This is a genomic window from Streptomyces sp. NPDC058637 (genome assembly GCF_042717325.1).
Lineage (GTDB): Bacteria > Actinomycetota > Actinomycetes > Streptomycetales > Streptomycetaceae > Streptomyces.
On the sequence record NZ_JBHXRD010000026.1, the window covers coordinates 69800 to 96149 of the forward strand.

The 26350-nt window shown below is 67.6% G+C and carries 26 protein-coding genes and 1 pseudogene; 16 read left to right on the forward strand and 11 right to left on the reverse strand.

Annotated elements, in window-relative coordinates; all coding sequences use genetic code 11:
- Nucleotides 1–87: 87 nt before the first annotated feature.
- Nucleotides 88–1218 (reverse strand): ROK family protein, encoded by a 1131-nt coding sequence (locus tag ACFWVP_RS24850; protein ID WP_384499810.1) that lies wholly within the window; start codon nt 1216–1218, stop codon nt 88–90.
- Nucleotides 1219–1274: 56 nt separating this feature from the next.
- On the opposite strand from ACFWVP_RS24850, the gene ACFWVP_RS24855 reads away from it, so the two are divergent.
- Together ACFWVP_RS24855 and ACFWVP_RS24860 are read left to right on the forward strand one after the other, a co-directional pair.
- A complete protein-coding gene (locus tag ACFWVP_RS24855; protein ID WP_384499811.1) occupies nt 1275–2381 on the forward strand; it encodes a Gfo/Idh/MocA family oxidoreductase in 1107 nt (368 codons plus the stop codon).
- Nucleotides 2378–2857, forward strand: coding sequence for a heme-degrading domain-containing protein (locus ACFWVP_RS24860; RefSeq protein WP_384499812.1), 480 nt, complete (start codon nt 2378–2380; stop codon nt 2855–2857). Before ACFWVP_RS24855 ends, ACFWVP_RS24860 begins: the two co-directional genes overlap by 4 nt.
- Before the next feature lie 102 nt (nt 2858–2959).
- Here ACFWVP_RS24860 and ACFWVP_RS24865 read toward each other — a convergent pair whose 3' ends face one another.
- Nucleotides 2960–3820: a fumarylacetoacetate hydrolase family protein gene (locus ACFWVP_RS24865; protein WP_384499813.1), complete on the reverse strand. Its 861-nt coding sequence runs from the start codon at nt 3818–3820 to the stop codon at nt 2960–2962.
- A 281-nt stretch (nt 3821–4101) separates the two neighbouring features.
- Here ACFWVP_RS24865 and ACFWVP_RS24870 point away from each other — a divergent pair, with 281 nt between their 5' ends.
- Complete coding sequence (locus ACFWVP_RS24870; RefSeq protein WP_384499814.1) at nt 4102–4446, forward strand: hypothetical protein; 345 nt, start codon at nt 4102–4104, stop codon at nt 4444–4446.
- Between the two features lie 72 nt (nt 4447–4518).
- Here the strand turns inward: ACFWVP_RS24870 and ACFWVP_RS24875 are convergent, their stop codons facing one another.
- From ACFWVP_RS24875 to ACFWVP_RS24885, 3 genes are all read right to left on the reverse strand, one after another.
- Nucleotides 4519–5289, reverse strand: a complete 771-nt coding sequence (locus tag ACFWVP_RS24875) for a YidC/Oxa1 family membrane protein insertase (protein ID WP_384499815.1) — start codon at nt 5287–5289, stop codon at nt 4519–4521.
- 88 nt (nt 5290–5377) lie between these two features.
- A complete protein-coding gene (locus tag ACFWVP_RS24880) occupies nt 5378–5719 on the reverse strand; it encodes a DUF6412 domain-containing protein (RefSeq protein ID WP_384499817.1) in 342 nt (113 codons plus the stop codon).
- Between the two features lie 50 nt (nt 5720–5769).
- Nucleotides 5770–5937, reverse strand: a complete 168-nt coding sequence (locus ACFWVP_RS24885) for a hypothetical protein (protein WP_384499819.1) — start codon at nt 5935–5937, stop codon at nt 5770–5772.
- Between the two features lie 281 nt (nt 5938–6218).
- Here ACFWVP_RS24885 and ACFWVP_RS24890 point away from each other — a divergent pair, with 281 nt between their 5' ends.
- The 8 genes from ACFWVP_RS24890 to ACFWVP_RS24925 all read left to right on the forward strand — a co-directional run bounded on the left by ACFWVP_RS24890 (nt 6219) and on the right by ACFWVP_RS24925 (nt 15483).
- Nucleotides 6219–7226, forward strand: a complete 1008-nt coding sequence (locus ACFWVP_RS24890) for an SEC-C domain-containing protein (RefSeq protein WP_384499820.1) — start codon at nt 6219–6221, stop codon at nt 7224–7226.
- Nucleotides 7227–7452: 226 nt separating this feature from the next.
- On the forward strand, nt 7453–7665 hold the full coding sequence (locus ACFWVP_RS24895) for a DUF4287 domain-containing protein (protein ID WP_384499822.1): 213 nt from the start codon (nt 7453–7455) through the stop codon (nt 7663–7665).
- A gap of 92 nt (nt 7666–7757) precedes the next feature.
- Nucleotides 7758–8699, forward strand: a complete 942-nt coding sequence (locus ACFWVP_RS24900; protein ID WP_384499824.1) for a hypothetical protein — start codon at nt 7758–7760, stop codon at nt 8697–8699.
- A gap of 9 nt (nt 8700–8708) precedes the next feature.
- The gene (locus ACFWVP_RS24905) at nt 8709–9251 is read left to right on the forward strand and encodes an SMI1/KNR4 family protein (RefSeq protein WP_384499826.1); all 543 of its coding nucleotides are present in this window, start codon (nt 8709–8711) and stop codon (nt 9249–9251) included.
- Between the two features lie 274 nt (nt 9252–9525).
- On the forward strand, nt 9526–11055 hold the full coding sequence (locus tag ACFWVP_RS24910; RefSeq protein WP_384499828.1) for an ATP-binding protein: 1530 nt from the start codon (nt 9526–9528) through the stop codon (nt 11053–11055).
- Between the two features lie 50 nt (nt 11056–11105).
- Nucleotides 11106–14036 (forward strand): Z1 domain-containing protein, encoded by a 2931-nt coding sequence (locus ACFWVP_RS24915; RefSeq protein WP_384499830.1) that lies wholly within the window; start codon nt 11106–11108, stop codon nt 14034–14036.
- A 102-nt stretch (nt 14037–14138) separates the two neighbouring features.
- Nucleotides 14139–14978, forward strand: coding sequence for a NaeI family type II restriction endonuclease (locus tag ACFWVP_RS24920; RefSeq protein WP_384499832.1), 840 nt, complete (start codon nt 14139–14141; stop codon nt 14976–14978).
- A 40-nt stretch (nt 14979–15018) separates the two neighbouring features.
- Nucleotides 15019–15483, forward strand: a complete 465-nt coding sequence (locus ACFWVP_RS24925) for a very short patch repair endonuclease (protein WP_384499834.1) — start codon at nt 15019–15021, stop codon at nt 15481–15483.
- Here the strand turns inward: ACFWVP_RS24925 and ACFWVP_RS24930 are convergent.
- A complete protein-coding gene (locus ACFWVP_RS24930; protein ID WP_384499860.1) occupies nt 15418–16719 on the reverse strand; it encodes a DNA cytosine methyltransferase in 1302 nt (433 codons plus the stop codon). The genes ACFWVP_RS24925 and ACFWVP_RS24930 overlap by 66 nt on opposite strands.
- Before the next feature lie 520 nt (nt 16720–17239).
- Here ACFWVP_RS24930 and ACFWVP_RS24935 point away from each other — a divergent pair.
- Nucleotides 17240–18334, forward strand: coding sequence for a DNA cytosine methyltransferase (locus ACFWVP_RS24935; protein ID WP_384499836.1), 1095 nt, complete (start codon nt 17240–17242; stop codon nt 18332–18334).
- Here ACFWVP_RS24935 and ACFWVP_RS24940 read toward each other — a convergent pair.
- The 4 genes from ACFWVP_RS24940 to ACFWVP_RS24955 all read right to left on the reverse strand — a co-directional run bounded on the left by ACFWVP_RS24940 (nt 18223) and on the right by ACFWVP_RS24955 (nt 22998).
- Nucleotides 18223–18993: a protein NO VEIN domain-containing protein gene (locus ACFWVP_RS24940; RefSeq protein ID WP_384499838.1), complete on the reverse strand. Its 771-nt coding sequence runs from the start codon at nt 18991–18993 to the stop codon at nt 18223–18225. The two genes, ACFWVP_RS24935 and ACFWVP_RS24940, sit on opposite strands and share 112 nt — an antisense overlap.
- Nucleotides 18974–20806 carry a DEAD/DEAH box helicase gene (locus ACFWVP_RS24945; RefSeq protein ID WP_384499839.1) on the reverse strand — a complete coding sequence of 611 codons (1833 nt, stop codon included), beginning with the start codon at nt 20804–20806 and terminating at the stop codon, nt 18974–18976. The genes ACFWVP_RS24940 and ACFWVP_RS24945 overlap by 20 nt, the downstream gene beginning before the upstream one ends.
- A complete protein-coding gene (locus ACFWVP_RS24950; protein WP_384499863.1) occupies nt 20803–22200 on the reverse strand; it encodes a transcriptional regulator in 1398 nt (465 codons plus the stop codon). The genes ACFWVP_RS24945 and ACFWVP_RS24950 overlap by 4 nt, the downstream gene beginning before the upstream one ends.
- Before the next feature lie 123 nt (nt 22201–22323).
- Entirely contained in the window at nt 22324–22998 is a 675-nt protein-coding gene (locus ACFWVP_RS24955; RefSeq protein WP_384499841.1) for an HNH endonuclease, read from the reverse strand.
- 226 nt (nt 22999–23224) lie between these two features.
- On the opposite strand from ACFWVP_RS24955, the gene ACFWVP_RS24960 reads away from it, so the two are divergent.
- Nucleotides 23225–24040 carry a helix-turn-helix domain-containing protein gene (locus ACFWVP_RS24960; protein ID WP_384499843.1) on the forward strand — a complete coding sequence of 272 codons (816 nt, stop codon included), beginning with the start codon at nt 23225–23227 and terminating at the stop codon, nt 24038–24040.
- A 21-nt stretch (nt 24041–24061) separates the two neighbouring features.
- Here the strand turns inward: ACFWVP_RS24960 and ACFWVP_RS24965 are convergent, their stop codons facing one another.
- A complete protein-coding gene (locus ACFWVP_RS24965; RefSeq protein WP_384499845.1) occupies nt 24062–24706 on the reverse strand; it encodes an ATP-binding protein in 645 nt (214 codons plus the stop codon).
- Nucleotides 24707–24918: 212 nt separating this feature from the next.
- Between ACFWVP_RS24965 and ACFWVP_RS24970 the strand changes: the two genes are divergently transcribed.
- The 3 genes and pseudogenes from ACFWVP_RS24970 to ACFWVP_RS24980 all read left to right on the forward strand — a co-directional run.
- The gene (locus ACFWVP_RS24970) at nt 24919–25785 is read left to right on the forward strand and encodes a helix-turn-helix domain-containing protein (RefSeq protein WP_384499846.1); all 867 of its coding nucleotides are present in this window, start codon (nt 24919–24921) and stop codon (nt 25783–25785) included.
- Nucleotides 25766–25978: a DUF397 domain-containing protein gene (locus ACFWVP_RS24975; protein ID WP_384499848.1), complete on the forward strand. Its 213-nt coding sequence runs from the start codon at nt 25766–25768 to the stop codon at nt 25976–25978. Before ACFWVP_RS24970 ends, ACFWVP_RS24975 begins: the two co-directional genes overlap by 20 nt.
- A 15-nt stretch (nt 25979–25993) precedes the next feature.
- A pseudogene (locus tag ACFWVP_RS24980) lies at nt 25994–26269 on the forward strand (GNAT family N-acetyltransferase); the annotation flags it as partial.
- Between the last annotated feature and the right edge of the window lie 81 nt (nt 26270–26350).

Here is a 26350-nt window from a genome sequence, read left to right on the forward strand (position 1 = left end):
GCCCCGGCCGGGCCCGTGGACCGGGCCCGGCCCTGACGCGGCTGCTCGGGCCCGAGCAGCCGAGGTCGCCCCCGCCCCCGCCCCCGCTCAGTCCTGTTCGCCGCCCTCGCCCGCCCGGCCGAAGACCGGTGCCAGGACCAGTTGGGCGGCGCCCTCGGCGACCGGGCGGTCGCCGCCGACCGCGACGGTGACCGGCACGGGGGCGCCGGTGCCGTCCCGGCGGGCGCGCTCCTCGATCACGGCGCGCACCCCGCTGACGTACGCGTCCTCGTCGGCGGCGACCGTACGGCCGCCGAGGACCACCCGGTCGATGTCCAGCAGCCCCACGAGGTTGGCGGCGCCCGTACCGAGGACCCTGGCCGCCTCCGCGATGTCGCCGCGGGCGGCGGCGGCCAGGCAGAGCGCCTCGATGCAGCCGCGTCCTCCGCAGCCGCACGGCGGGCCGTCCATCTGGAGGGTCTGGTGGCCGAACTCTCCGGCGCCGGTACGGGCTCCGCGGTGCAGGGTGCCGCCGAGGACGAGCCCGGCGCCGAGGCCGGTGCCCAGGTGGAGGTACGCGAAGTCGGCCTCGCCGCACTCGCGCAGGGCGAGGCCGAGGGTCGCGGCGTTGGTGTCCTTGTCGACGACGACGGGCAGCCCGGTGGCCTCGGCGAGGGCGTCCCGCAGCGGGTAGCCGTCCCACTGCGGGAAGCCGGTGACCCGGTGGAGCACCCCGCTGCGGTGGTCCAGCGGGCCGGGCAGTGCGACGCCCACGCCGAAGACCCGGTGGTCCTCGGTCCGGGGGGCGGCGGCCCGTACCGTCTGCACCGCGTGGGCCGCCGTGGCGACGACCTCGGCGGCGGGGGCGCCGAGGTCGAGCGGGGCGGCCCGGGTCACGACGGGGGTGCCGGCGAGGTCGGCCAGGACGGCGGTCAGCTCGTCGCGGTCCAGGTGGAGCCCGACCGCGTATCCGGCGTCCGGGACGAGGCGCAGCACGGTGCGGGGCTTGCCTCCCGTGGAGGCGAGCCGGCCGGCCTCGGCGGCGAGGCCCTCGGCCCGCAGCCGGGTGGTGATCTTGCTGACGGCCTGCGGGGTGAGTCCGGTGCGCTCGGCGAGCTCCAGCCGGCTGATCCCCCGCTCACCGGCCGCCCGGAGCAGGTCGAGCACGAGCGAGGCGTTGTGGTGGCGCAGGGCAGGCAGGTTGGCCCCGCCGCCGCTCCAGCTGTTGCTCCTGTTCACCACACCATTGTCCCCATCGCTTGCACTTTGGCAACAGCGTTGCTTAAGTGGTTGGCATGACTGCCAACGCTCCTCTTCGCGTCGGGCTCGTCGGCTACGGCCTGGCGGGCTCCGTATTCCACGCCCCGCTGATCTCGGCGACCGAGGGCCTCGTCCTCGACACGGTCGCCACGTCGAACGAGGAGCGTCGGGCGCAGGCCCGCTCCGAGTTCCCCGACGTGCGCTTCGCGGACTCGCCCGACGACCTCCTCGCGCGCGCGGACGAGCTGGACCTGGTCGTGATCGCCTCGCCGAACAAGACCCATGTCCCGATCGCGAAGGCCGCGCTGCGGGCCGGACTGCCGGTGGTCGTGGACAAGCCGCTGGCCGGTACGGCGGCCGGGGCGCGCGAGCTGGCCGCGCTGGCGGACGAGCGGGGGCTGCTGCTCTCGGTCTTCCAGAACCGCCGGTGGGACAACGACTTCCTGACGCTGGCCCGTCTCGTCGAGGACGGCGAGCTCGGTGACGTACTGCGCTTCGAGTCCCGTTTCGAGCGGTGGCGGCCGGAGCTCAAGGGCGGCTGGCGCGAGTCGGGCGACCCGGAGGAGATCGGCGGCCTGCTGTACGACCTGGGAAGCCATGTCGTCGACCAGGCGCTCACCCTGTTCGGCCCCGCGGTCCAGGTGTACGCGGAGTCCGACGTACGCCGTCCGGGTGCGGCGGCCGACGACGACACCTTCATCGCGATCACGCACGCGAACGGGGTCCGTTCGCATCTGTACGCCAGTGCCACCACGGCCCAGCTCGGCCCGCGCTTCCGGGTGCTCGGCTCGAAGGCGGGCTATGTGAAGTACGGCCTGGATCCGCAGGAGGCCGTCCTGCGTGAGGGCGGACGGCCGGCGGCCGGCACGCCCTGGGGCGAGGAGCCGGAGGAACTGTGGGGGCGTCTCGGCGCAGGTGAGTCGCCGCTGACCGGTGGCGGCGACCCGGTCCGCACGCTGCCGGGCGACTACCCGGCGTACTACACGGCCGTGGCCGCCGCCCTGCGCGGCACGGGCGGGAACCCGGTGACGGCCCTGCAGGCCGCCGCCGCGCTGGACGTCCTGGAGGCCGCGCGCCGCTCGGCCCGTGAAGGTGTGTCCGTCACCCTTCTTCCGCACCACGACGAGGAGGAGCGGGCATGAGCCCCGTCGCTCCGACCATCTCCGAGCTGATCGCGCAGGAGCGGCGTCTGACGCTGCCGCGCTTCAGCTACGACGACGCGTACGCGCTGGGCGGTCTGCTGGTCGCGCTGGCCCGTGACCGGCACGCTCCGGTCGCGATCGACATCCGGCGTGGGGCGCAGCAGTTGTTCCATGCCGCGCTGCCCGGTTCGAGCGCGGACAACGACGCCTGGATCGACCGCAAGCGCAAGGTCGTGGAGCGGTACGGCGAGAGTTCCTACCTGGTCGGTACGCGCTTCCGGTCGAAGGGCACCACGTTCGAGGAGTCGTCCCGCCTGGACCCGGACACGTACGCGGCACACGGTGGTTCGTTCCCGATCGCTGTGGAGGGTGCGGGAGTGATCGGCACGGTCACCGTGTCGGGCCTCCCCCAGGCGGAGGACCACGCGCTGGTGGTCGAGGCCCTGGAGCAGTTCGCGACGCGCCGCCCGTCCTGACCGGGCACCGCCACGTGCGGCGGCGGGCTGCCGTGCGGCGTGATTCCTCGCGCCGCACGGCAGTCGGGGGCCCGGCCGGACAGGGGCCGGCGAGTGCTCCCCTTACGCGTCCTTGAGCTCCTGGCGCTGCCGCCCCAGCCCCTCGATCTCCAGCTCGACGACGTCACCGGCCCGCAGGTACGGCTTCGGTTCGGGGTGGCCCATGGCCACCCCGGCCGGCGTGCCCGTGTTGATCACGTCGCCGGGGTAGAGCGTCATGAAGTGGCTGAGGTAGCGCACGACCTCCCCCACCGGGAAGATCTGGTCGGCCGTCGTGCCGTCCTGCTTCAGCTCGCCGTTGACCCACAGTTTCAGCGGCAGCGCCTGCGGGTCCAGCACCTCGTCCGCCGTCACGAGCCACGGCCCCAGCGGGTTGAACGTCTCGCAGTTCTTGCCCTTGTCCCAGGTGCCGCCGCGCTCCAGCTGGAACTCCCGCTCGGAGACGTCGTGCGCCGTCGCGTATCCGGCGACGTGTCCGAGCGCCTCCTCGGCTGATTCGAGGTAGCGGGCGGTGCGGCCGATGACGACCGCGAGCTCGACCTCCCAGTCGGTCTTACGGCTGCCGCGCGGCACCAGCACGGCGTCCTCGGGGCCCACGACCGTGTCGGGGGCCTTGAGGAACAGGATCGGCTCCTGGGGGATCGCCGCCCCGGTCTCGGCCGCGTGGTCGTGGTAGTTCAGCCCGATGCACACGATCTTGCCGATCCGGGCGACCGGCGGCCCGATCCGCAGCCCGTCCGCGTCGATCGGCGGCAGCACCTCGGGTGTCTGTGCCGCCTCCCGCACGCGGGCCAGTGCCGACGCGTCGGCGAGCAGGTCACCGTCGATATCGGTGACGAGGCCCGAGAGGTCACGCAAGGTCCCGTTACGGTCAAGCAGTGCAGGGCGTTCCGCGCCCGCCGTACCGACTCGAAGCAGCTTCAACGGTCCATCTCCCCTTGGTCGAGATCGAGCCCGTCGGTGGGTTGCGGCCAGCGAAGGGCTTGGTCGATCGTCCAAGACATCGGATCACTCCGCAATACCTTGTTCACCTACTGGACCGGCTCGCCGCACGGCCGACCCACGGGGCGGTGCGGTGCCGCAGGGCCGTCCGGGTGAGGAGGAACGGTTTCTCCTGCGGCCGTTCGAGTGGTGGTGCGCATCGCACCACCACGAGTCGGGGCAGCGTGGGACCGACCCGCCCCCTTCCTCCAGAGGACTGTTCCATGCGCCTTCGCCACACCGTCGTCGCCGCCCTCGGCGCCCTCGCCCTCGTAGTCACCCTGCCGACCTCGGCCTCCGCGGCTTCGGGCCAGTTCAGGTACACGTACGAGACCGACGAGGGCTACGAGGCGGTCGGCTTCCTGAACGGCCCGCAGAGTGGCGCGTGCGTCAACCTTCCCGGCGCCGGCTCCGACGAGCTGCCGCCTGCGTACGCCCCGAAGAACCTGACGGACGCGTCGGCCACGGTCTTCCTCTCCGCGGACTGCGAGGGCGACATCTACTACACGCTGCGTCCCGGCGGCGGCGCCTCGGACCGCCTGGAGGTCCGCTCCGTGGTCTTCAGCTGACCGCGCCCGCCCCGGTACGGGCCGGCCTCGGCCGGTACCGGGGCGGGGCCGGGCCCTCCCGCGCGTCACACCTCAGAGTGCGGGTGCCAGGGCGGCGTCCGCGGCCGGGGTGTCCCGGTAGAGACAGGCCCGCTCGATCGCGGTCCAGGTGGTGCTGGTGACGATGTACAGCGCCGCGGCCAGCGGCACGAAGGCCACGGAGAACAGTGTGAGGAAGGACATCAGCGGCATGACCTTGGTCATCGCCCCCATGCCGGGCACCGGCTGTCCGTCCGGACCGGTGGCCGGGGTCATCGGGTTCGCCGCCATCTGACGCTTCGTACGACCGTAGTTGAACGTGGCGACGGCGGTGACGATCACGAAGAGTCCCAGGTAGACCAGGCCCTGCGCGCCGAACGGTCCGCCGTCGGCCAGCGCGTCGTGCCAGCGCTCGCCGAGCGGGGCAGAGAACAGCTCGTGGCCGAGCAGTGAGTTGGGTTCGCCGCCGATCCTCTGGCTGGAGAACAGGTGGTAGAGCAGGAAGAAGGCCGGCATCTGGAGCAGGCTGGGCAGGCACCCGGAGAGCGGCGAGACCTTCTCCTTCGCGTGCAGCTCCATGAGCGCCTTCTGCATCCGCTCGGGGTTCTTGCCGTGCTTCTTGCGCAGCTCGGCGATCTGCGGCTGGAGCTTGGTGCGGGCTTTCTGCCCGCGTGCCGCCGCCCGCGACAGGGGGTGCACGGCGAGCCGTACGAGGGCGGTGAACAGGACGATCGCGGCGGCCGTGGACGCGGTCTGGAAGAACGGCTGGAGCAGATCGGCCAGCGAGCCGACCAGGCTCGCGAAGGCGGACATGAAAGCGGACATGGGTGAGCCCTCCGGGGGTCTCGTCGTGCCGGGATGAGTGGAACTCGGCAGGACGACCCGCGCGGGGAGTACGAGGAGGTGCTGGTCCCTACGCGGCCGTCAGGAGGACGGATCCGGGCGCTCGGGGCCTGGTGCGGCCCCTGGCGTCGGGGTCGCGTTGGGGCAGGAACGCGGTGCGCTTCTCCCGGTCGCGCATGGCGGTCCGCACCTTGGTGCGGGGCACGGGGGCCGCGCAGCGGGCGCTGATCACGGAGCAGACGAGGAGTGCCGATCCGGCGGCCGCGGTGGCGGCGAGGGCGACGGCGGCGGAGAGGCTGCCGCCTTCGGCGAGCAGGACCTCGGTGAGGAACAGGACGAGGAACGCGGCGGGGCGGAGCACGGGCCGGAGCAGCTGGGCGACTCCGCGGCGTACACGATCCGTACCGCTCATCGGTGCCCCCCTCCGTGGTGTGCGACGCGTACGCGCCCGCGATATGTCCTTCAGCCGTTATACACGATCGGTCTCCAGCGGCTGGAGGAGCCGATGGGGGCGCTCAGCGCCCGGGCGACCGGCTCGGCCGGGTCGGGGCCCTGTCCGGGGCCGAGCCGGGCCTCACCGGGCTCGCGGTCACCGGCCTGTTCGGCTGTCTGCCGACGCCGCTCCGGCACGCGCTCTCCTTCTCCGCGCTCTCCTTGTCCGCGCTCTCCTTGTCCGCGCTCGACCCCGGCGTGACTGTTCCTTCTCTGGTCCGGTACGTCGTTCGTCACGGCCCTCCAGCCGCCCCGGGTGGAGCTCCGGGTGTCGGGCCCTGGTGGCGGGCCCGGGTGGCGGTCCGCCCCCAGCCGCGCCGCGCGGGTGCGGGCCGTTCTCCCGACCGTCCCGTGGCCTCCACCACCGCTCCACCCCGCGCTCTCTCACCTCGCCCCCGTACCGCAGTACGGTGTGTTTCATGCGCCCCGACACGCCTGCCGACCACACCACCGAAGCCGAGCGCCTGCTGCGCACCGCGGCGCAGTACCCCGAGGACCACGAGCCGCTGTTCCTCCAGGCCGCGGCCCACCTGGAGCTCGCCGGAGACCGCGCCCGCGCCACCACCCTCTACGACGAACTGCTCGGATCCCCCGAGACGACCGTCGAGAACCCGTACCTGGTCAAAGCACTCAAAGCGGCCAACCTCTGGGAGTACGGCCACGAGGCGGAGGCCCGCGCGATCATCGACGGCCTCCGCGCGGCGGCCCCGCTCGACGCGGCTCCGTGGGAGATCGCCGCGGAGACCCTGGAGGGTCATGACGAGCTGGAGTCGGCCCACGACTTCTTCTCGACGGCGCTGACACTCCTCCTGACACCGGGCGAGGAAGTCCCGTACGCCACCCAGTCGTTGCTGATCGGACGGCACCGGGTGCGCAGGCTGCTCGGTGTCGGCCATGACGCGTGGGACGAGCTGGCCGACACCCTGCACACGGCCGCCGTCCCCCTCGACGAGCTGCACGATCCGAAGCGCCTGTGGTCGCTGGGCTCGTCGGATCCGGGCGAGCTCCAGGCTGAGATCACCCGCCTGCGCGCCGAACTGGGCACGTACCGCACGGCGTTGTCGCGGCCCTTCCCGGTGGCTGTGCTGCACTGGCCCGAGGACGAGCTGCGTGAACTCCTGACCGCGTACCCGGAGTTGAATCAGGAGTACACCGGCCACGCGGACCATCTGGGCCGCCTGGAGGCGGCGTTGCGCGACCTGCACGCCACGGGCACCCCGAATCTCGGCATCGTCACGGGCACGGTCCCCTCCTACGAGGCGTTCGCCGCGTCGGAGGCCGCGTCCCCCTCGGACCCGGACCTGCTCCCCCAGTACGCCACCACCCTGGCAGCCCGCGGCCGTGCCGTCCCGTGGCCGCCGGCGCGCAGTGCGGCGTGCTGGTGCGGCTCGGAGCGCGCGTACCGGGAGTGCCACGGGCGCGCGTAGGAGGCTCGGCCTCCCGGGGCGCCGAGCCCCCCAGCCTGTCCGCACCGCCACTCGTCCGCCCGCCCGCCTGTCCGTCCGATCCGCCCGCCCGGGGAATCCGGCGGGCGGATCGGACGTGCATCGCCGATCACTTTCGGAAGCGCCCGCGGTCATAAGCGCAACAGGACTCGACCTGACCGGACAGTCATCCGGCGATGACGAACGACAACAGACAGGACGCGACGACATGGCCGAACCGGTAAAGGGCCCCGCGAGCTACTTCCCCTCGATCGAGAAGAAGCACGGCCGCCCGATCGCGGAGTGGAAGGACCTGATCCGCGCCTCGCCCCTGACCAAGCACATGGAGCTGGTCTCCTGGCTCAAGACGGAACACGACCTGGGCCACGGCCACGCCAACGCCCTGGTCGCGCACACACTCGCCGAGGGCAGGTCCGAGTAGGGCGTCGGTGCCGGTGATGACCGCCTGTCTCGTGTCCGTCACGATTCCGGATCCTGCCGGGTCGCGGGAGTGATCCACGCCAGGATGGACCCGTGGAGATCGCGGAGCTGGTGCTGAAGTACGTCGAGGCCCTCGTCTGGCCGCTGGTCACCGTGGCGTTGGTCTGGGGCCTTCGCGCGCACATCAAGGAAGCCATCGGGCGCCTGACCCGGCTCGAAACACCGGCGGGAAGCATGGAGTTCGCCCAGGAGGCACGCGAACTACTGGATGAGGCGCAGCAGCTGACGGAACCTCGGCCTGATTGGCCAGCCGAGGCGAGGCGCACCCCGCCCGACCCCGCACCGCTGCCGACACCGCTCCCGGAACCCGTCCCCGTACCACTGCCGGATCCGGACCCCGCACCGGAGACGGACACGGACGTACCCCCGCCGCCGGAGTCCCGGCCGGGCGGGGAACCGGGCTCCGGGCAGCCGCAGCCCGATCCCGGGCAGCCGGCGCCCCGCTGGGTGTACGCGGAGCCCCCGTCCGAGCCCCGGGGGGCTCCGGATCCTTGGGCGGTCGCGGGGGACGAGCGGGGCGCGTCGATGCGCATGCTGCCCCACGGCCGCGGGGAACGGATCCTGTCGGGGGAACGGTTCGCGGATGCCACGGCCATGGCATCCGCCTCCCCCGTCGGAGCCGTGATCACCGCGTGGACCACGCTCGGAGACCTCGGCGCGGACATCCTGGGGCAGTACGGCGTCCAGGTGGACCGGAGCACCTTCGGCGCCCACCACATCCCGCGGCTGATGGACGGCCTCACCGGTGTGAGCATGTCGAGGCGCATCGACGAGGTGCTGTCCGGACTCCGCCGGCTGCGCAACACCGCTGTGCACCGGCCGGACTCGGTCACGCCCGAGGCGGCCCGGGACTTCGTGGACAGCTGCCGGCAGGTCGCCGCGGAGCTGCGGCTGTACGCACCGGCCCTCCCCCACGGCCCGACGAGCCGTGGGAGCCGGACCCCGTCGCCCGGCGATGTCGGTGGTCGCGCCTAATCTGCGCACATGACCGAGACGACCGGCACCGACGACGACCGCCGCTTCCCACCCGCGCTGACCGAGGTGGCCCGGACGGAGTTCCCCTACGAGGACGACCACAGCATCGACTTCGAGCCGTACGAGGCCTTCGACTCCGCCGAGGAGACCACCGACTGGCTCCGCCACTGGACCGGTAACCACGAGCTCGACGGCTCCGCCTACCGCGTCTTCGGCCAGGACGGTACGGGCGGCCTCGCCGCCCTGTGGCTCGCCCGCCCCGGGCTGCCGCTCGTCGACCAGCCAGTGGTGTTCATGGGCTCGGAGGGGCAGAACGGAGTGGTGGCGGGCTGCCTCTCCGACTTCCTGTGGGTCCTGGCCGACGGCCTCGGCCCGTGCGAGGTCGTCGTGCTGGAGGACGACTCGTCATACCCCGACGCCGCCCTGCCGGCCCTGGCCGACATCGCCGCCCGCCACGCGACGACCCCACGCCGACCGGCCCGGGAGATCATCGCGGCGGCGCAGGCGGAGTTCCCGACGTTCGAGGAGGACCTCGAGAAGCTGTGCCGGTGAGTCCGCGGGCGGGCACGCCGGATCAGCGTGCCGACACCAGTCGGGCGTTCGAACTGGCCGGGTGCTGGACGGGGTGGCGGTGCTGGTGGCGGGGGCGGAGGGGGACTGATGCGGCGGGGCGGGCGGCTGGTCTCGGGCCTGCATCGGCCGGATCCCGAATTTACCGAGGGATCCCCTCATGTCACACCTTTGCAATACGATCACATTCAACCAATTGTCCCGGGCCGCACGTCCCCACGGAGGCCCGGTTCCGTCTGTGCGAGGAAGTTTCTCCATGCCGCCCTACCAGCCTTCCGCGGACTGGCAGTACGAGGTCCCGACGACAGGCAGCAAGCGGCTCCCGCCCGCTGCGCGTTACGTCGAATCACTGACGCACCAGGGGTACGGCTTCGAGGCCGCGATAGCCGACCTCGTCGACAACTCCATCGACGCGGGTGCCCGCAACGTCGTCATCAGTTTCCTGCGGGACGTGGACCGCCTCGTCAGCCTCCTGGTGGTGGACGACGGCTCCGGCATGAACGACGAGTCGCTCGACACCGCGATGACCGTCGGCGGCCGGCAGGACTACGCGGAGAAGTCACTTGGCCACTTCGGCGCCGGCCTCAAGGCCGCCTCGCTCTCCCACGCCGATTCGCTTACCGTGATCAGCCGCACCAAGCGCAGCCCGGCGACCGGCCGCCGGTGGCTGACGGCCCGCGCCCAGGCCGACTTCACCTGCGACATCGTGGATCCCGGTTACTGCCAGGAGCTCGTGGACCGTTATGACGGGCTGATCGAGTGGCACGGCACCATCGTCCGCTGGGACCGGGTCCGCGCCTTCGACACGGTCACCGCCGGGCAGGCGGACCGCTATCTCGACGACGCGATCGAGAAGCTGGAAACCCACCTGGGACTCCATCTGCACCGCTTCCTGGCCGACGACGACTTCCACGTCGACATCGTGGTCGAGGACGTGACGACCAAAGAGGAGCTGGACCACCGGGGCGTCGAGCCGATCGACCCGTTCGGCTACCGCATCCCGGGCCGGGCCGGCTATCCGCGTACGTACACCGCTCCCGTCGAGGGTGTCGGCGAGGTGGCACTGACCGCCCACATCTGGTCCCCGAAGTCCCCGCTAGTCAGCTTCCGGGGTATCGGACCGCTCGCGGATCGCCAGGGTTTCTACATCTACCGCAACGACCGTCTCGTCCAGGCGGGCGGCTGGAACAGCACCCGCAGCGCCGAGGGACACCTCGCCCTCGCCCGTATCGCGATCGACCTTCCGGCCCGGCCGAACGAGGTCTTCAGCCTCACAGTCAAGAAGGACGGCGTGACGGTCACCCCGGCCTTCGCACGCGGGCTGGAACAGGCCGTAGACGACGCGGGGCACACCTTCGCCGAGTACGTCCTGGAGGCGCAGACGACGTACCGGGAAGCGGCCAAGCGTGCTTCCGAGCCGCAGCGCAAGGCAGTGATTCCCGCAGGCAAGGGGCTCGACCCGCGCCTGAAGCGCACGTTGCGTGACGAGCTGCCGGAGCTGGAAGGCGAGGACCCCGTGACGTTCCGGTGGGACACGCTGCCGACCGAGGTGTTCTTCGAACTCGACCGTGACGAGCGGGTGATCAGGCTCAACAAGGATTACCGGCAGGCCTTCACCGGCGGCCGTCGTGGAGGGCTGAACGACGCCCCGGTCGTGAAGAGCATGCTCTATCTGATGGCCAACGAGATCTTCCAGAAGGAGCGCGTCCGCGCGGTGCACACCGACAACGTCGCCCTTTGGAACAGCGTCCTGGTGACGGCCGCCCGCTGCGAACTGGCTCGCTGAGACCTGAACCGCCCGTACTCCGCCACGCCTCCGAGAAAGCCGCGCCCGCCATGACCGACCACCTGTTCAACCTGCACGGCGACGTCCTGGCGGCGATGCGCCGGGGCCCCAAGGCCTTCTCGAAGCTGGCCTTCGCACTGTCCGAGGCGGAGGAGCCGACCGACACAGCGCTCGGTCACTTCCAGGACCGGATAGTCGCGGCGGGCCCTGGCGACGAGCTCACCGCGCTCTGGCATCGCACGCTGACGGCTTGGGACCTCACCGAACAGGCCGACTGGTCCACCGCCCCGGCACGCACGGACGCCCGCCGCTCGGACGCGTACGACCGTCTCGGTTTCGGCGCCGACCTGCGCAAGGCGCTCGACCACGCGGTCCCTGTCTTCAAGGAGCCCGGCGCGACGGTCATCAGCAAGGAGTTCACGCCCTGGTACTCCAGGGACACGGCGGCGGCGCGCGCGTTCTACTGGAACTCGTACGAGCAGACGCTGCGCCGCAAGGGCTGGTCGGACGCGGCCGTATCGAGCCTCGACGAGGCGAGCCACGCCGTGGTCGAGCGCCTGTCCGACCCGACGCGCGCCGAGGCGTACGGCGCCCGCGGCCTGGTCGTCGGCTACGTCCAGTCGGGCAAGACCGCCAACTTCACGGGTGTCACGGCCAAGGCCATCGACGCGGGATACCGGCTGGTCATCATTCTCGGTGGCACGCTGAATCTCCTGCGGGGCCAGACCCAACGCCGTCTGGACATGGAGCTGATCGGCCAGGAGAACATCCTGCGCGGCGCCGATCCGGCGGACACGGACGCCCTCGTCGGCGTCGACTACCAGGACGACGAGGACTGGCCGGCGAAGTTCGTCAGCCATGGCGGCCGTCCGTCGACGCGCGGCTCCTTCGACATCGAGCGCCTCACCAGGCGCAGCAAGGACTACCAAAGCCTGGAGACAGGAATCCGGGCCCTCGAAATCGACAAGCTGGACCGCGCCCAGCCCCTGTACGTCCCGGTCAACCTGCACCACGCCGCCGCGCGCGTGATGGTCGTGAAGAAGAACCAGTCCGTGCTGAAGAAACTGATAACGGACCTGAAGAAGATCGGCCCGATCCTCTCCGAGATCCCCGCCCTGATCATCGACGACGAGTCCGACCAGGCGTCGGTGAACACGACGGACCCGAAGAAGTGGGAGGACGGCAAAGTCACGCGTAAGGCCATTAACGGCCAGATCACCCAGCTGCTCGGTCTTCTCCCGCGCGCCCAGTACGTCGGGTACACGGCGACACCCTTCGCCAACGTCTTCGTCGACCCCGGCGACGCGGAGGACATTTTCCCGCGCGATTTTCTCATCTCCCTGCCCCGGCCGACCGGTTACATGGGCGTTCAGGACTTCCACGACCTGGAAACCGAAGGCTCGGCAGAGGAAACGCACGTACGCGGCATCTACGACGATACTGGGGACCGCCTCCAGGAAGCTCTGGACGCCTTCATCCTCACGGGCGCGATGAAGCTGTACCGCGCAGCCCACGGCGTCCCCGAAGACCCGTTCCGCCACCACACCATGCTTGTCCACGAGTCGATACGGATGGCTGAGCACGCCGCCCTTGCCCTGCGCATCAACTCCATGTGGCACCAGTCCGCCTACACCGGCCACGAGGGCCACGCCCGCCTCGCCGCGCTCCTCGTCGCCGATTTCCAGCGCTTCGTGGACGACGACCTGCCCACCCCGACGTCGTACGACGAACTCAAACCGTACGTTTTCGAGGCACGCCGTCTGATCAACTCGGGCGGCGAACCGGTGATCGTCGTCAACGGTGACACCGAGCGGGACTACGAGCAGCCGGAACTGGACTTCGACCGCACACCGAACGTGTGGAAGATCCTGGTCGGCGGCACCAAGCTTTCCCGCGGCTTCACGATCGAGGGCCTCACAGTCACGTACTACCGCCGCACCACCCAGCAGGCCGACACCCTCATGCAGATGGGCCGCTGGTTCGGCTTCCGCCCCGGCTACCGCGACCTGGTGCGCCTCTACATCGGCCGCGAGGAACCGCTGGGAAAGAAGAAGACCGTCGACCTGTATGAGGCCTTCGAGGCGATCTGCCGCGACGAGGAAACCTTCCGCGCCCAGCTCACCCGCTACGCCACCCTGGTCGACGGCAAACCGCAGGTCACCCCGGCCCAGATCCCGCCACTGGTCTCACAGCACCTGTCCTGGCTCAAGCCGGCGGCCCGCAACAAGATGTTCAACGCGGAGCTGATGGAGATCCGGTCCCCGGGACAGTGGGTGGAGCCCACCGCGTATCCGACGGGCGCTGCGGATCTGCGGCACAACGCGGAAATGTGGCTGCCGGCCCTTGAGGCGCTGAGCCAGGACATCTCCGTGTTCGTGACCCTCTCCGAGGACGACCGGGGAAGCTACGTCCGCTATCAGGCCAGAACTGCGGTCCTCAGCCATGAACAGCTTCTAGGCATCATGAGCAGCCTGGCATGGGGCCGTCCCGAGCTCTTCGAACCGCACCTCACCTATCTGAAGGACAACAGTGACGGTGGCTGTGCCACCGACGACTGGGCCTTGATCCTTCCGCAGACGTCGGGCCTTACGAGCACCACAGCGGGCATCCTCGGGTCGCAGCCGCTCACCCTTGTACAGCGCCGGCGCAATGCCCGTGGCGTCTTCAACCGCATCTCCGGTGTGTCCCACCGCCAGTCCGCCGAGCGCATCGCTGGCGTCCGCCCGGCGTGCGAAGACGATCCCTTCGCCTCCCAGTTCCACCAGCCCCGCCGCGGAGCCGTACTTCTCTATCCCGTGGTAGACCCCAGCCTGGGCAACCCCGCAGATCTCGTGGTCGCCGGAAGTATCGATCCAGCCAAGGTCGTCCTGGCGGCCGCGTTCATCCCAGCGTCTGACCCGCTGAGCAAGCCTGTTCCTTACGTTCGCTTCCGGGCAATCGACTCGACTCGCGGTGAAGAGCCAACTATCGGTTCGAAGTAACGCCTTCAACGGCGGGCAGTGATCTACGGGGCTAGACATTGGAGACATTCCATGGCGCGTCTTATTCTTCAGAAACCAGGAGAGGTCTGCACAAACACAGACGTGCCCGAGCATGTATTGGCCGGACCTGACGACGACACGGAGCTGCAGGCCGTACTTTCCTGGTTCAGCAGTCACCCTGTCGCCCATCTGTACACCGAGGCGATCCGGAATTCGATCGATTATGTTCTCGATGGCGGACGAACTGGACGGTTCGACCTAATGTCGCCTGACGTGCATCCCGGTGAACGCGCGTCCGTCGGAGCTAAACTGGAATATGAGGTCCTGCGGATTTTCGGCCTGCCGAAGGCCAAGCCACTCGACACTCTGATCGCTAATGTCCCCGTTGACATCAAAGCAACTATCGGAGACAACTGGACAATTCCAACGGAGGCGCACTGCCATCTCTGCATTTGCACTCAGATACAACTCAAGAAGAACCGCCACAGGTCATGGCTCGTCCGCACCCATCGGTCTTGGCTCTATCGCGGAAAGGGCAATGGGGACGGCAAACGCGGAATAGCAGTCGACGCTCGCAACAACTGGAGCGTCCCGCTGTACGACTGGGCAGAACTACCTGTTAACCCATTGCGTCACTTGAGCGAAGACCAAGCAGCGCGGGTTCTGGCAAGGAAGCCAGGACAGGTGAAACGCCTCCTCATGATGTTTCGTTTTCTTGAGGGACACGTCATCCCGCGAAACGTCATCCTCACCGTTGGGGCGGGCAGGTACGATCCCATGCGCCGGGCCAGGCAGGCGCGGGACGCGGCGGCTAAGGAAGGACTCATGCTCCTGTGTGGTGACCGGGTCGAGTCCCGCGACCAGGCTGCAGCCAGGGGTATCACCCTTCAGAACAGCGAGTGGATCGCACTGCGCGATGGCACAGACGGAGAGGGCGAATAGCCCCGCTCTGGGGGCAAGCACAGGCGGAGAAGTGGAGTGGATGAGAGTGCCTAACTCAGAAGCCTGGATCCCACCGGAGGGTTCGTGGGCTTCCTCTGCCGCACGGCGCAGGAACATGCAAGCCATCCGGAGCCGCGATACAAAACCCGAGCAGTTGATCCGCCGGATCGTGCACGCCAACGGACTCCGCTACCGTGTCGCGGCCAAACCACTCCCGGGCCTTCGCCGGACGGCAGACCTGGTCTTCCGTCCGGCGAAGGTTGCTGTGTTCATCGACGGCTGCTACTGGCACGGCTGTCCTGAGCACTACGTCCCACCTAAGACCAACTCCCGTTACTGGTCAGACAAGGTGGCACGGAACATGGCCCGTGATCGCGACACGAATGAGCGCCTCACTCAGGCCGGCTGGCTCGTCCTGCGCTTCTGGGAGCACCAGGACTCAGACGCCTGCGCCCTGTCGATCGTCAGCGCTGTCCGCGGGCGACGGCGAGAGCTGCTCGGGTAGACGGCCCAGCGGCTGGACCTTGGCCCGCTCATCTCTCTCATGGGCAGCCCGCAGAACGTCGGCGACCGCCCTGCCGACAGCCTCCGCGACAGGAGGGGGAAAGGCATTCCCCACCTGGCGATACTGTGCGGTCTTGCCCCCAGTGAACGTCCACTCGGGCGGGAACCCCTGAATGATCGCTGCCTGCTCTACCGTCAGCATCGGACCGCCCGCCCCGAACAAGTCGCGGTCTTGGCTCTTCTTTTTCTCGCCCTGCTCATGGTTATTGGCCACGCCCATGCCAGACACACCCAGATGCTTCCAGGCCGCCTTTGCTCGACTCGGCCCCAGGTCAGCTCCGCCATGCTTCTTGGACCCGCCAACCAGAGTGGGGGCAACGCCCCCGTCCTTCTTGGTCGAGGCAGCCAAAGACGCATCATTCTTCCACTTACCCAAGCAGCGCTGAGCTTTCTCGGCTACCTCGCCACCTGCGGACAGGTACGGCTCGTAACGCTCATCCATGGATTTCTCAAGCGCATCGAAAACACTACGAGGGCTTCCGATCGGCGTCGGCCACACGAACTTGATATCGCCGAGGACATCCTCCTTGATGGCGACAAGTACTGCGCGCGGCCGCAACTGAGGAACACCGAAGTCACTGGCTTCGAGAACTTCCCATTCGCACACTTTGTAACCGAATCCGGTGAAATCTTCCTCCGCACCGGTCTCCGGGCGCTTGGCCCGGCCCCCCTGAAGGCGCGCCTCGATATAGGTACGGTAGTCTACGAATTTTGCATCTTTGATTCCGCGAACATTTTCGATCATCACGGCCTTGGGTTCCAGCTCTTCAACAAGCTGCAGCATGCGAGGGAAGAGATCGCGCTCATCATCCTTCCCCAGCTGCTTTCCTGCATGTGAAAACGGAGGGCACGGGACACCACCGGCCAAGAGGTCAAGATCACCCTTCTTAAGGGGGCGACCCAGGAATTTCACTGGATTCTTCAGGCCGGATTCTGGATTTTCCTTGACGGGAAGCGGGAGGAACTCATTGACGTCACCAGAAATGACATCGCAGTACTCACGCTCCCATTTCCACTCGTCCAGGAGCCTGATGTTCTCTCTGAGTGTCGCAACGGCGTGCTGATCAATCTCGACAAGCGCCAGGTGCTTGAAGCCAGCCTTGTGAAGGCCGATGGCTTGCCCTCCCGCCCCCGCACAAATCTCGATCGAGGTCAGCGTGTGATCGCTAGGACCCATCGGATCCTCCTGGCGAGACTGCGGGCCCATCGGCTTCGGCTCCTCTTCGTAATGGCTGGCAGAAAGAGCAAGTGTCGCACTTGGGTACGACACAGCCTCACCAATCTCAGCAGCCACAGCCGCCCAGCCGAGCCTCAGCAGCGCCTCTAGGTTCTGCGACAGCTACGTCTCGCGGCGGTACCGACAGCTGAAGGCTCCACCAGCGCGCGCTAGGCATGGCCAGAGAGCCTCAATTTGCCTCGGCTCCCTGCGGGAGCCTACCCGGGGATGAGCCAGCCGAGAGTGACACCTAGCCCTTGCCGCCTCAGCCGCCTGGCAGCCTGCGTCCAGTCCAGCGGACCCACCGGATCCACGACGGCATAGGCCCGGACGTTCACTGGGCTCGCCAAGCCACCAGAACAAATATCCGAGCCATAAGCGGTTTGAGTGGCCTTGCCAGATCTCCGCCTCTAGCTGTTGCTGAAGCCGACAGGCTGCAACCCCTGGCAATTGCCAGGGGCAAGCCGCAGGAGGTACCAGAATGATCTCGCCCACCCCCGCCGCACGGTGGCCCGTGACCCTCACGTGCGTCGAGATCTGTGCCGGCGCTGGAGGCCAGTCTCTAGGGCTGGAGCAGGCCGGCTTCACCCACACGGCGCTTGTCGAGGTGGATGACGATGCCGTCCGCACCCTCAGCGTCAACCGCCCCGGCTGGGAGGTTCTGCACGCGGACGTACGCCATCTGTCCGCCGCAGATCTCCAGCCAGGACACCAGGAACCGGACGTGGCGCTCCTCGCCGCCGGCGTACCGTGCCCGCCGTTCTCCCTTGCGGGCCAGCAGCTCGGTGCTGCCGACGAACGAGATCTCTTCCCTGACGTGCTCAGGCTCGCGGCCGGGCTGAAGCCGCAGGCGATTCTCATCGAGAACGTCAAAGGGATCCTGCAAACAAGGTTCGACGACTACCGCACGCACGTGCTCCGCCGCCTCACAGACCTCGGATACGTCGCCAGCTGGCGTCTTCTCCGCTCCTGCGACTTCGGCGTACCGCAACTGCGTCCCCGCGCTGTCCTCGTCGCAATGCGGCCCGAGTCTTTCACCCACTTTGCCTGGCCGACGCCGACGAGCTGCCCGGACACAGCTCCCTCAGTGGGCAGCGTTCTCTATCCGTCAATGGTCTCGCATGGCTGGGAGCTCGCCCGGGAGTGGGCCGACTCCGCAGCGCGCATCGCTCCCACTCTCTGCGGCGGATCCCGTAAACACGGCGGAGCCGATCTCGGACCTTCCCGGGCCCGACGCGCCTGGGCTGTGCTGGGCGTGAACGGCTCCAGCGTTGCCGACACTCCGCCGCTCCCAGGCACGCCTTTGCCAGTGAGGCTCACGGTGGCCCAGATGGCGCTGCTCCAGGGCTTCCCCGCGGACTGGGTCATCACCGGGCGCAAGACCGCGGCCTACCGACAAGTGGGGAATTCCTTCCCCCCGCCCGTGGCCACAGCTGTCGGCCGCAGCATCGCCGCTGCTCTGACTCACGCCGACTGCGACACCAAAGGGCGCGATGCCCACACAGGCTGGATCGGCAGCAGTGCGTCTGGGACCAGCCTCCATGTATCTGTAGCAAGCCCTGGCGCGATGGCGTGAGACGGAACTTCCAATCGGACCGACTCCCATCGCCCGTTCTCCACCTGGTCCAGCGGAGCAGCCGAGTGGAGCCACCTTCTGCTCACGGTGGCCACACTCACGGCGCTTCCGTCGCCACCGACGAGTACCGCGGCCAGACACCATTCGGCATCGCTCACCATCACCTCGTACTCGTGACGCGTCAGATGGACCACCAAGCGGGTGGGGTCAGTGGTGGCCTTGACCTCAACATGCGCACGTTCGGTGAGTGACCGAGCCTCTATGTCGTAGCCGTAGGCGTCCGACTGCGCAGCCACGTGTCTGACCTGCGACACGCCTCCATGCTTCAGGAGCCGCAGTAGCGCCTGCTCGCCAGCTAGGCCGACAGCCCTCCTCGTCTCCTCCGCAGCCCGGCTCCACCGGACCTGGGGAACCGCGGATGCGGCCTCCATAGTGCCCAGCTCGGTGTCACAGATCTCCACGACGGGACGCCCAGACCCGGTGAGCATGCCTGTACGTCGGAGCCAGGCAAGACCTTCCGCGTACTGAGCTGGAGTGAGGTCCGCGTACCGCGGATGGTGCGTGAACAACACCCGTACACGCGATACGTCGGCGACGCGCAGCTCATCCAGCCAGCGAAGCGCTGCGCGGCGCGTGGCCTCAGTGAGCCGCGACGGCATCGACGTGCCTCAGCAGCGCACGGACATCGGCCATATCCATGCCGGCGGACCCAGACGGCTCATCCTCAAGATCAGCCAGTTGCTGAACGGATGGATCGTCCAGGATGCGGCCCATGAATTCAAGCTTCTCCTCCAGTCTCATGGCCACCACCTCGTCGATCGTGCCTTCAACCGCCAGGACCGTGACCCTCGTCTGCGTGTCGGGGGCGAGACCGAGGCGGTGAATGCGGTCCAGGCTCTGGAGGAATCGTCCTGCCATGAAGTCCCGGTCTACATAGACCGCGTCGTGGCAGACGTGGTGCAGGCTGATGCCTTCGCCCAGGGTGGCAGGGTTGGACAGCAGCACGTAACAGTCCGGATCCTCCCGGAATCGTCTGATCTGCTCCTCACGATCGGGGGTCCCTCCATGCACGACAGCGGGTTGATAGCCCGCGAACAGGCTCTCCATCGTGGTGATGCTGCGCACAAAGGTCGTCCAGACCAGGGTCTTGCGGCCCAGCGAGGCATTCGTCGCGACGATGTTGAGTGCCTCCTTGTACTTAGGCGAGAGCTCATGCGCTGGCAGGTTCCGCATGAGCGAGTACAGCGATTCGTTCTGCGGCACATCAAGCGGCGGCACTTGATAGGCCAAAGGTTCATAGCGACTACCGCCCTCGACGAGCAATGCGGGGCTGGTAGCAGCCATGAGAAGGCGCAGCATCGCCTTGCCGAGTGCGTCGAAGTCGGCTCGGGACGCCTCAGCCCTCGATGTGAATCGTCCGACGAGTGCGTCGTACACCTCTCGGTGCAGCTCTGGCATCTGAAGGCGCCGGATACGCGTCTCGAAGGGAGGAAGTCCAAGTTCGTTCTTCGTCGTCCGTGTAAAGAGGGGCCGCAACACCGAACTGGCATGCGCCAGATTGCCGCCGGCGACCGCCTGGGTCACGACCCTTCGGCCATGTCCAGGCCAGACAAAGGACAACAGGTTCTCCAGATCTCGTGCACCGTTTGGTGCCGGAGTGCCCGTGAGAATGAGCCTGCGACGGCTGAGGGGCCCCAGTGCCATGCACGCGCTTCCATACGTCCCCTGGGCCCCCAGCTTCATGCGATGCGCCTCATCGAGGATGATCATGGATGGGGCGCCGCGCAGCCAGGACGCCAACGCCGCCAGCGACTTGTCGAGACGCTCGTAGTTGACGATGAGAATCTCTGCTCTGAAGTCCGGGGTCTTCCCCATGACCGTGGTAAATGGCGCCTCCTTGAAGCAGAGCTCGCTCTCCGTCAGCCAGGACTCGTACGCGGACTTCGGACTGACAACCAACAGTCGGCGCACAGCGTCGCGCTCGCGCATCGCAGCGTAGACCGCCAGCCCCACGCGGGTCTTCCCGGCACCGGGGACGCTGAAGTTGGCCCCATGCTGAAGGGACAGCAACTGGGCGATGTCACGGCGTTGGAACTCTGTGAGGTTGGCGCGCCAGGTGACGCCAAGCGCCGCCTCCACAGTGCCGTCGTCCCAGACTGGAGCAGGGCTGGGAGCCTGGATCTGCTGTTCCGCCTGGTCGGCGTCGTCGAGGACTTCACCGACCAGGGCACTGAGCTCATCCGCCCAGACGACCGACTCCGGGTAGGGCCAGTCCGCGAGAACGTCGATGCTGACCAGGAAGTCGTCGAGAGACAGCTCCAGGTTGAGCCGACCGCGCAGACCGCCGCCCGGAAACCTGGCAGCCAGGCGGGCGAGATCTCCGCGGTACGGCTCAGCGGCACGGAGCACGGCCTTGGTCCGCGAGGCATCAAAGCCGATATGCAGGGACGATTCCTCTGCCGCTGCCGTCACGACTGATCCTGTCGCACCGCGTCGCGCAGCCACTCAACACCTTCACCGGGCACTGTGATGCTCCCCGCGGTGGCACGGGCCAGCTTCGTAAGAGTGGTCCTCAGCTTGAGAACTGCCTCATCCAGAGCTTCTTCGTCCAGGCTCCGGGAACCACTCGCGAGGATCATGTCCGTAATGCACTGTTCAATGTCCTGGCAGGCGTCGTAGAGCCTGTCAGGAGCCGCCTGCTTCCGCTTGCGTACACGGGCGTCCTTGCCTGCCGGCTCAAGGGCATCCTCAACAGCCCTGTGGGCTACGTCAAAGACAGCGGCAGCCTGTTCCAGCCGTGCTGCGGGTACCTTGTCCTTAGACCGGACGACAGCCTTCGCGCGGAGAACCGAGTCCGTGAACGCACGAGCAGCGGCCACCTCTGGCGCCTCGGCCTTGACCGCACGGTTGATCCCAGGAATGACCCGGGCGGGAGCTGCCACGGGGGCTGACTTCAGCTCCTCCGGAAGCCGCTGATCCAGGTACCGGGAACGGAAATTCGCTTCGATAAGGCGGACATCGGTCTTCGAGAAGTCCATAACAATGGCCGCGAGACGGTTTTCCTTCAGCAGCTCCGCGCTCCTGGGATCAGCCTTCGACTCCTTAGCGTAGGCGCGATGCACTTCGCGAAGCTTCTCCTGAGCATCCTCGAAGTCCAGCAACCTCAGATGGACGTCCCCGTTCGCGGACCTGTCACTCAGGTCCCTGAGGCAGGAGAGCACCCAGAGATCCTGTTCAGCCGTCGACTCCCTGATACGGAAGTCACGCGCGACCTCCTTCAGCGGCCTGCCGGCCTCAACCTGCTCATCGATCGTGAGCAGCCGGTTGATGTATGAGTAAGGGCGGCGGGTGTCATGCCGAAGCTGCAGTGAGAGTTCGACCTTGTTGATATCCGCCCACGTGCAGGAATCAGGCAGTACGGCCACCCGGATCTCTGCGACGCCGAGCTCGCGCAGCGCAGCCGCCCGAGTGTTGCCGTTGACCAGAATGCCCTCTCGGGTGATGAGCCCCGGCTCGTTCTGACGAAAGTCCTTCAGGCTCTGCTGCAGCTCATCGAAGTCCTTGTCCCGCTTCGCCGGATCAGAGGGTTCGGCCTTGAGGAGCTGGTCAAGGTAGGACTGGCTCTCATCGCTCCACGGATCCTCGTCCAGCCTGCGGTCCTGCGCGGCGTCGAAGCTGCGTTGCGCCCGAATCCGATGGGTCCCCGGGTTGTAGTACAGCGAACCCACAGGCATGTCGATGACCTGCACCACCTGCGGCTTCGTGCGCCACTCAATTGTCAAGGTCTCCTGGAGCCCCGCGCCGACGGCGACGTCGCGAAGGCGCTGCTCCACGATCTCCTTGTTCCTGGCGGCGTGAGGCGGCATTCCGAAATCCCCAACGACCTTGCTCACGTTTCGTTCTCCTCTGGTTCGCGACGAAAGCTGAATCTCTGTCCGCTGGTGGGGTCACTCCCGGGAGCGACCCCACCACGGCCTCGCGGAAGTAGCTCAGGCTGGGCGCAGCCCGAGTGCGGCCCTGACCTTGTCCCGGGACTCCGCCGGCAGCGTACGGAAGTCCCCCCAGAGCAGTTCCACCGCTCCGAACTCCCGCTCGTCCGCAGCGACCCAGTCCGCCAGCATCTGCCGCTGCAGGCCTCCGAGCTTGGACACGCCGTCAAGCACGTCGTCCAGGTCTGCTTCCAGACCACGGCCACCGACGCGACAGCGGTTGCACTCCGCGACGAGCTCCACCCGACTGCTGCCGCCGTGCTTCACCTTGCGCCGGGCAATGTCGATCTGGGCCGTCTCAAACGAGCCGGCGTAGGCCTGACCGGGGGTGATCCCGCAAGACCGGCAGCGGTGGCCGTCGCTGGCCAGGATCTTCCGCCGCTGCGTATCAGTGATGGACGAGCTGTCCTTCGTGGCCTTCACCCAGACAGGCTGTCCCTGGGCGACGAACCGCTGCTCGCTCTGGCCCAACTGCCCGTCTTCCCTGTGCGTATCAATCTGCCAGCCGTAGTCGCGCAGGTCACGCACTCGCCGGTCAGCCTGACTGATCCCCGGGAATGCGTTCTTCACGTCTTCCTTGGTGAAGACGTTCCCCTCCCCCACTACCGATACCAGCCACAGCGCGGCGCGCTTCATGGTCCCGAACTTCTCATCCCGCCACGACGGCAGAGTCATTCCACGTCCCCTCATGTCAGGTGCACGGCAGCCTGCATGTGCTGCCAGAAGCGATCCTGCTGGCACCCCTTGCGGCTATGGCCAGTCTTCTCGTGTGACGTCCCATCACGCCAGGCTCTGCAAGCTTTCGAGGGGGTAATGAAAACTTCCGCACACACTGAAAAGGGACCGCGTCCGACACAATTGGGTGTTCACCGCCGCATCAGTAGACGATCGGGAGACCCGCGTGACAGCCAAGCCGAAGAAGTGGAAACCGCTGCCAGATGGCACCTCTGCGGCTCATCGCACCCTGGTGGCGGCACTGCGGGAGACCCGGGAACGCAGCGCCCGGACCCAGGCGGAGATCGCCAAGGATGCCCATCAAGCGCCTACGACCCTCTCGAATCACCTCAACGGCGGCCGCATCCCGGACATAGATCTCCTGCGGGACTTCTACATGGTCATAGAGAAGGACGCCGCGGGGCGTGAGCCACTGCCGCACACCTTGGGCGCCCTGCTGGATATGCGCACCCACGCCGTAAAAAAGCACTGCGACTGCTGCAGAGTCGGGTATCCGTCCGCCCCCGACGAGGCTGACCTGCCGGGGCCGGGGCAGCCGGCTTCACACACCGTCCGGCGCTCCGGCGTGAGTCGAGCGCGGCGTCTTCGCCGCCAGGCACGTCGACGCGAACTTTCGGTGCCTCAAGAACACATGAGGGTGCCGGTCCCCCTGACCGAGGGGTACCGGCACCCTGCGGGCGCCGCCGAGCTCGCATGGGCGGAGACCGGAGTAGTGGCCCGCTACCTCGCCGACGGCCGAACCCGTGACGCGGACCTCCTTCTCTGGCGGGCAGGAACGTCCTACTCCGCCGACAGCCTCCTGGAGGCCGTCGAGTCGTGCCGCTCGGCAGGCTTGCGTGCAGCCGCCGAGACGATACTGTCCACGGCGGCCGAACGAACGGACAAACAGGCAGTTCTGAACATCGCGGCAGCCTTCAGCGGCGCCGGCCGGCACGAAGACCTCACCTTCATGCTGACCGCCGCAGCCCGGGCGGCCATCTGAACGGGCCACACGGCCTCACGGTCAAGCCGCCTTGGCCAGCGACTCCTCCGCCTCTGCCTCGAAATGCATCTGCGCCCGGTCCAGCAGACCGTCCGGGTCACCACCTCGGGCATTGACCCAGTGAAGAAGATCCGCGATGAGGTCCGTGGCGGACTCCTCAAGAAGCTGAGCAGAACGGCCCTCCAGCAACGGCGGTGCCCCGACGGCCTTCCGGTAGCCCGTCAGGGCGAGTTCCGCCCTCCGCGCCCGCCGGCAGTGCGGTTGCGGGCTCGTCGACAGCTCACACCAGACGGCCTTGCCCGTCGCCGTCAGGACAGTGCCCCAGTCCGCGGCCATGCCGGCGAGAAGATACAGACCACGCCCGCATTCGTCGTCACACACAGCAGAACCAAGGACCGGCACCTGATAGCTCTTGTCGTGCAGTTCGATCCGCAAGTGCTCTCCCGCCCTTTCGAGTACGAGCGTGGCGACGGCCCCCGCGCCCACGTGCTTGATCACGTTGGTCGCCAGCTCGCTCACGGCAAGCTCGGCCTCGTTGATCACCGCCACCAGGCCCCACTCCGCGAGCTGACTCCTGACCGCTCTCCGTAGCTCCCGAACCGCTGCTGGCTTGGCCACGAATGGCAGCACGCCGCGCGGTTGAGGGTTGCCATCGTGTCCGGACATGCGTTCTCCTTCCGGCGCCATCTCATTTCCTGCACGTGCCGTATCTGAACGACTCCGTTGAGTGGCCATGGAGGCGAGTATGACATCGGAACATCTCGCCATGTAACTTCTCACGCGCCACGATGGGGTGAATCCGGTAGTGCCTTAATTCGCTCCAGCTCTAGCCTCATTGATGCGGCCGGAGTGCATCCGGCGCAATGGGAGGGATTCACATGCCAGCCAGGGCCACTACCCGTCGTCGCCATCTGGGCGCGACGATGCGCAAGCTGCGCGCCCGCACAGGGATGACCCTGGAAGAGGCTGGGCAACTTGTCGGCGTCTCGAAGGCGACAGTCAGCCGCTACGAGACAACAGAAGGCCCGGTCAAGTGGCTCGTCATCGAAGCTCTCTGCCGCGAGTACGGAGCAAGTGATTCTGAACGTAAGGCCGTTGTCGCGCTGGCCAGAGATGCCAGGCAGCAAGGCTGGTGGAGCTCATTCGTCGATCACATCCCTGAGACGATGAACCTCTTGCTCACCCTCGAAGACGAGGCCGTGCGTGAGGACCACTTCTCCTGCGTGTACGTTCCGGGACTGCTCCAGACCCGGAACTACACGACCGCCCTCCAGCAGGCCAACGAGATGCGCAGGTCCCCCGATGAGATCGGGCGCCTCGTGGACATTCGTATGCGCCGCCAGGAAATCCTCAGCCGTCCCAGTGCCCCACACCTCTGGGCAATCCTCGACGAGTCCGTCGTCCGACGGGTGATGGGCTCACCCGCCATCATGCGGGAGCAGCTCGATCAGCTTCTCGCCAGCAGCGAGTCCGGAAACGTGACCCTGCAGATCCTCCCCTTCTCCCGAGGGGCGCACAGCGCCGCCCTGGGCAGTTTCGTCATTCTCGGCGGCCCTGAGCCCTCCCTCGATGTGGTGTACGTCGACCTCCACATCGGTTCGGTCTTCATGGAGAAGCAGGCGGAACTGGACCGCTACCGACTAGCGTTCGAATACCTACGCGCACAAGCGCTGGACATCGAAGCGTCTCGGGAGCTGATCAGCCGTGCCAAGGAGGACCTCAAGGATGCCAAGGACTCACATTGATGTTCCGGATGCTGGCTGGTTTAGATCGTCGTACAGCGGCGGCAACGAGACGGAGTGCGTAGAGACGGCATTCACTCCTTTCGGCACCTCAGTGCGCGACAGCAAGAGGCCTCACGACGACCGGCTCCAGGTGGGCTCTGCGGCATGGGTGGCGTTCGTTGACTCGCTCCGAGACGGTCAACTACGCGTTTGAATAACTGTGGTCCGCCCAGCGCCTTCAGAGAAGTACACCGCGCGTCCAACCATCGCTCTGAAGGAGATCGGTGTCCGGGCGGCTTGGCGGAAGACCGGCGCCGCCCGCCGTTTCCATGACACCCTCCTCGCCGCACGCGACGAACCGTTCGTCACCCTCATGGTCAACCCGGCAGCCGGGGGCGGAAGGGTCCACGTGCTCTACGAATCGTGGGGCTACGAGGACATCGGACGCAGTCAGCCGTCACCGGCCTCGCCGGTGCTCACCGCGATGATCCGCGCCACCCGCTGACTGGCCCAGCTCAGCAGGTCCGCTGCGGAACGGTCGAGGAGGCCGGGCAGTCGCCGGCGGCCGTGCCCGGCGCTCGGAGCC

Excerpts from the sequence above, each read along its gene's own strand:
- ACFWVP_RS24855 (WP_384499811.1), top strand. The coding sequence starts at position 1,275 with ATGACTGCCAACGCTCCTCTTCGCGTCGGGCTCGTCGGCTACGGCCTG.
- ACFWVP_RS24860 (WP_384499812.1), top strand. The coding sequence starts at position 2,378 with ATGAGCCCCGTCGCTCCGACCATCTCCGAGCTGATCGCGCAGGAGCGG.
- ACFWVP_RS24870 (WP_384499814.1), top strand. The coding sequence starts at position 4,102 with ATGCGCCTTCGCCACACCGTCGTCGCCGCCCTCGGCGCCCTCGCCCTC.
- ACFWVP_RS24875 (WP_384499815.1), bottom strand. The coding sequence starts at position 5,289 with ATGTCCGCTTTCATGTCCGCCTTCGCGAGCCTGGTCGGCTCGCTGGCC.
- ACFWVP_RS24880 (WP_384499817.1), bottom strand. The coding sequence starts at position 5,719 with ATGAGCGGTACGGATCGTGTACGCCGCGGAGTCGCCCAGCTGCTCCGG.
- ACFWVP_RS24890 (WP_384499820.1), top strand. The coding sequence starts at position 6,219 with ATGCGCCCCGACACGCCTGCCGACCACACCACCGAAGCCGAGCGCCTG.
- ACFWVP_RS24895 (WP_384499822.1), top strand. The coding sequence starts at position 7,453 with ATGGCCGAACCGGTAAAGGGCCCCGCGAGCTACTTCCCCTCGATCGAG.
- ACFWVP_RS24905 (WP_384499826.1), top strand. The coding sequence starts at position 8,709 with ATGACCGAGACGACCGGCACCGACGACGACCGCCGCTTCCCACCCGCG.
- ACFWVP_RS24910 (WP_384499828.1), top strand. The coding sequence starts at position 9,526 with ATGCCGCCCTACCAGCCTTCCGCGGACTGGCAGTACGAGGTCCCGACG.
- ACFWVP_RS24915 (WP_384499830.1), top strand. The coding sequence starts at position 11,106 with ATGACCGACCACCTGTTCAACCTGCACGGCGACGTCCTGGCGGCGATG.
- ACFWVP_RS24925 (WP_384499834.1), top strand. The coding sequence starts at position 15,019 with ATGAGAGTGCCTAACTCAGAAGCCTGGATCCCACCGGAGGGTTCGTGG.
- ACFWVP_RS24930 (WP_384499860.1), bottom strand. The coding sequence starts at position 16,719 with ATGGGTCCTAGCGATCACACGCTGACCTCGATCGAGATTTGTGCGGGG.
- ACFWVP_RS24935 (WP_384499836.1), top strand. The coding sequence starts at position 17,240 with ATGATCTCGCCCACCCCCGCCGCACGGTGGCCCGTGACCCTCACGTGC.
- ACFWVP_RS24940 (WP_384499838.1), bottom strand. The coding sequence starts at position 18,993 with ATGCCGTCGCGGCTCACTGAGGCCACGCGCCGCGCAGCGCTTCGCTGG.
- ACFWVP_RS24950 (WP_384499863.1), bottom strand. The coding sequence starts at position 22,200 with ATGCCGCCTCACGCCGCCAGGAACAAGGAGATCGTGGAGCAGCGCCTT.
- ACFWVP_RS24955 (WP_384499841.1), bottom strand. The coding sequence starts at position 22,998 with ATGACTCTGCCGTCGTGGCGGGATGAGAAGTTCGGGACCATGAAGCGC.
- ACFWVP_RS24965 (WP_384499845.1), bottom strand. The coding sequence starts at position 24,706 with ATGTCCGGACACGATGGCAACCCTCAACCGCGCGGCGTGCTGCCATTC.
- ACFWVP_RS24970 (WP_384499846.1), top strand. The coding sequence starts at position 24,919 with ATGCCAGCCAGGGCCACTACCCGTCGTCGCCATCTGGGCGCGACGATG.
- ACFWVP_RS24975 (WP_384499848.1), top strand. The coding sequence starts at position 25,766 with ATGCCAAGGACTCACATTGATGTTCCGGATGCTGGCTGGTTTAGATCG.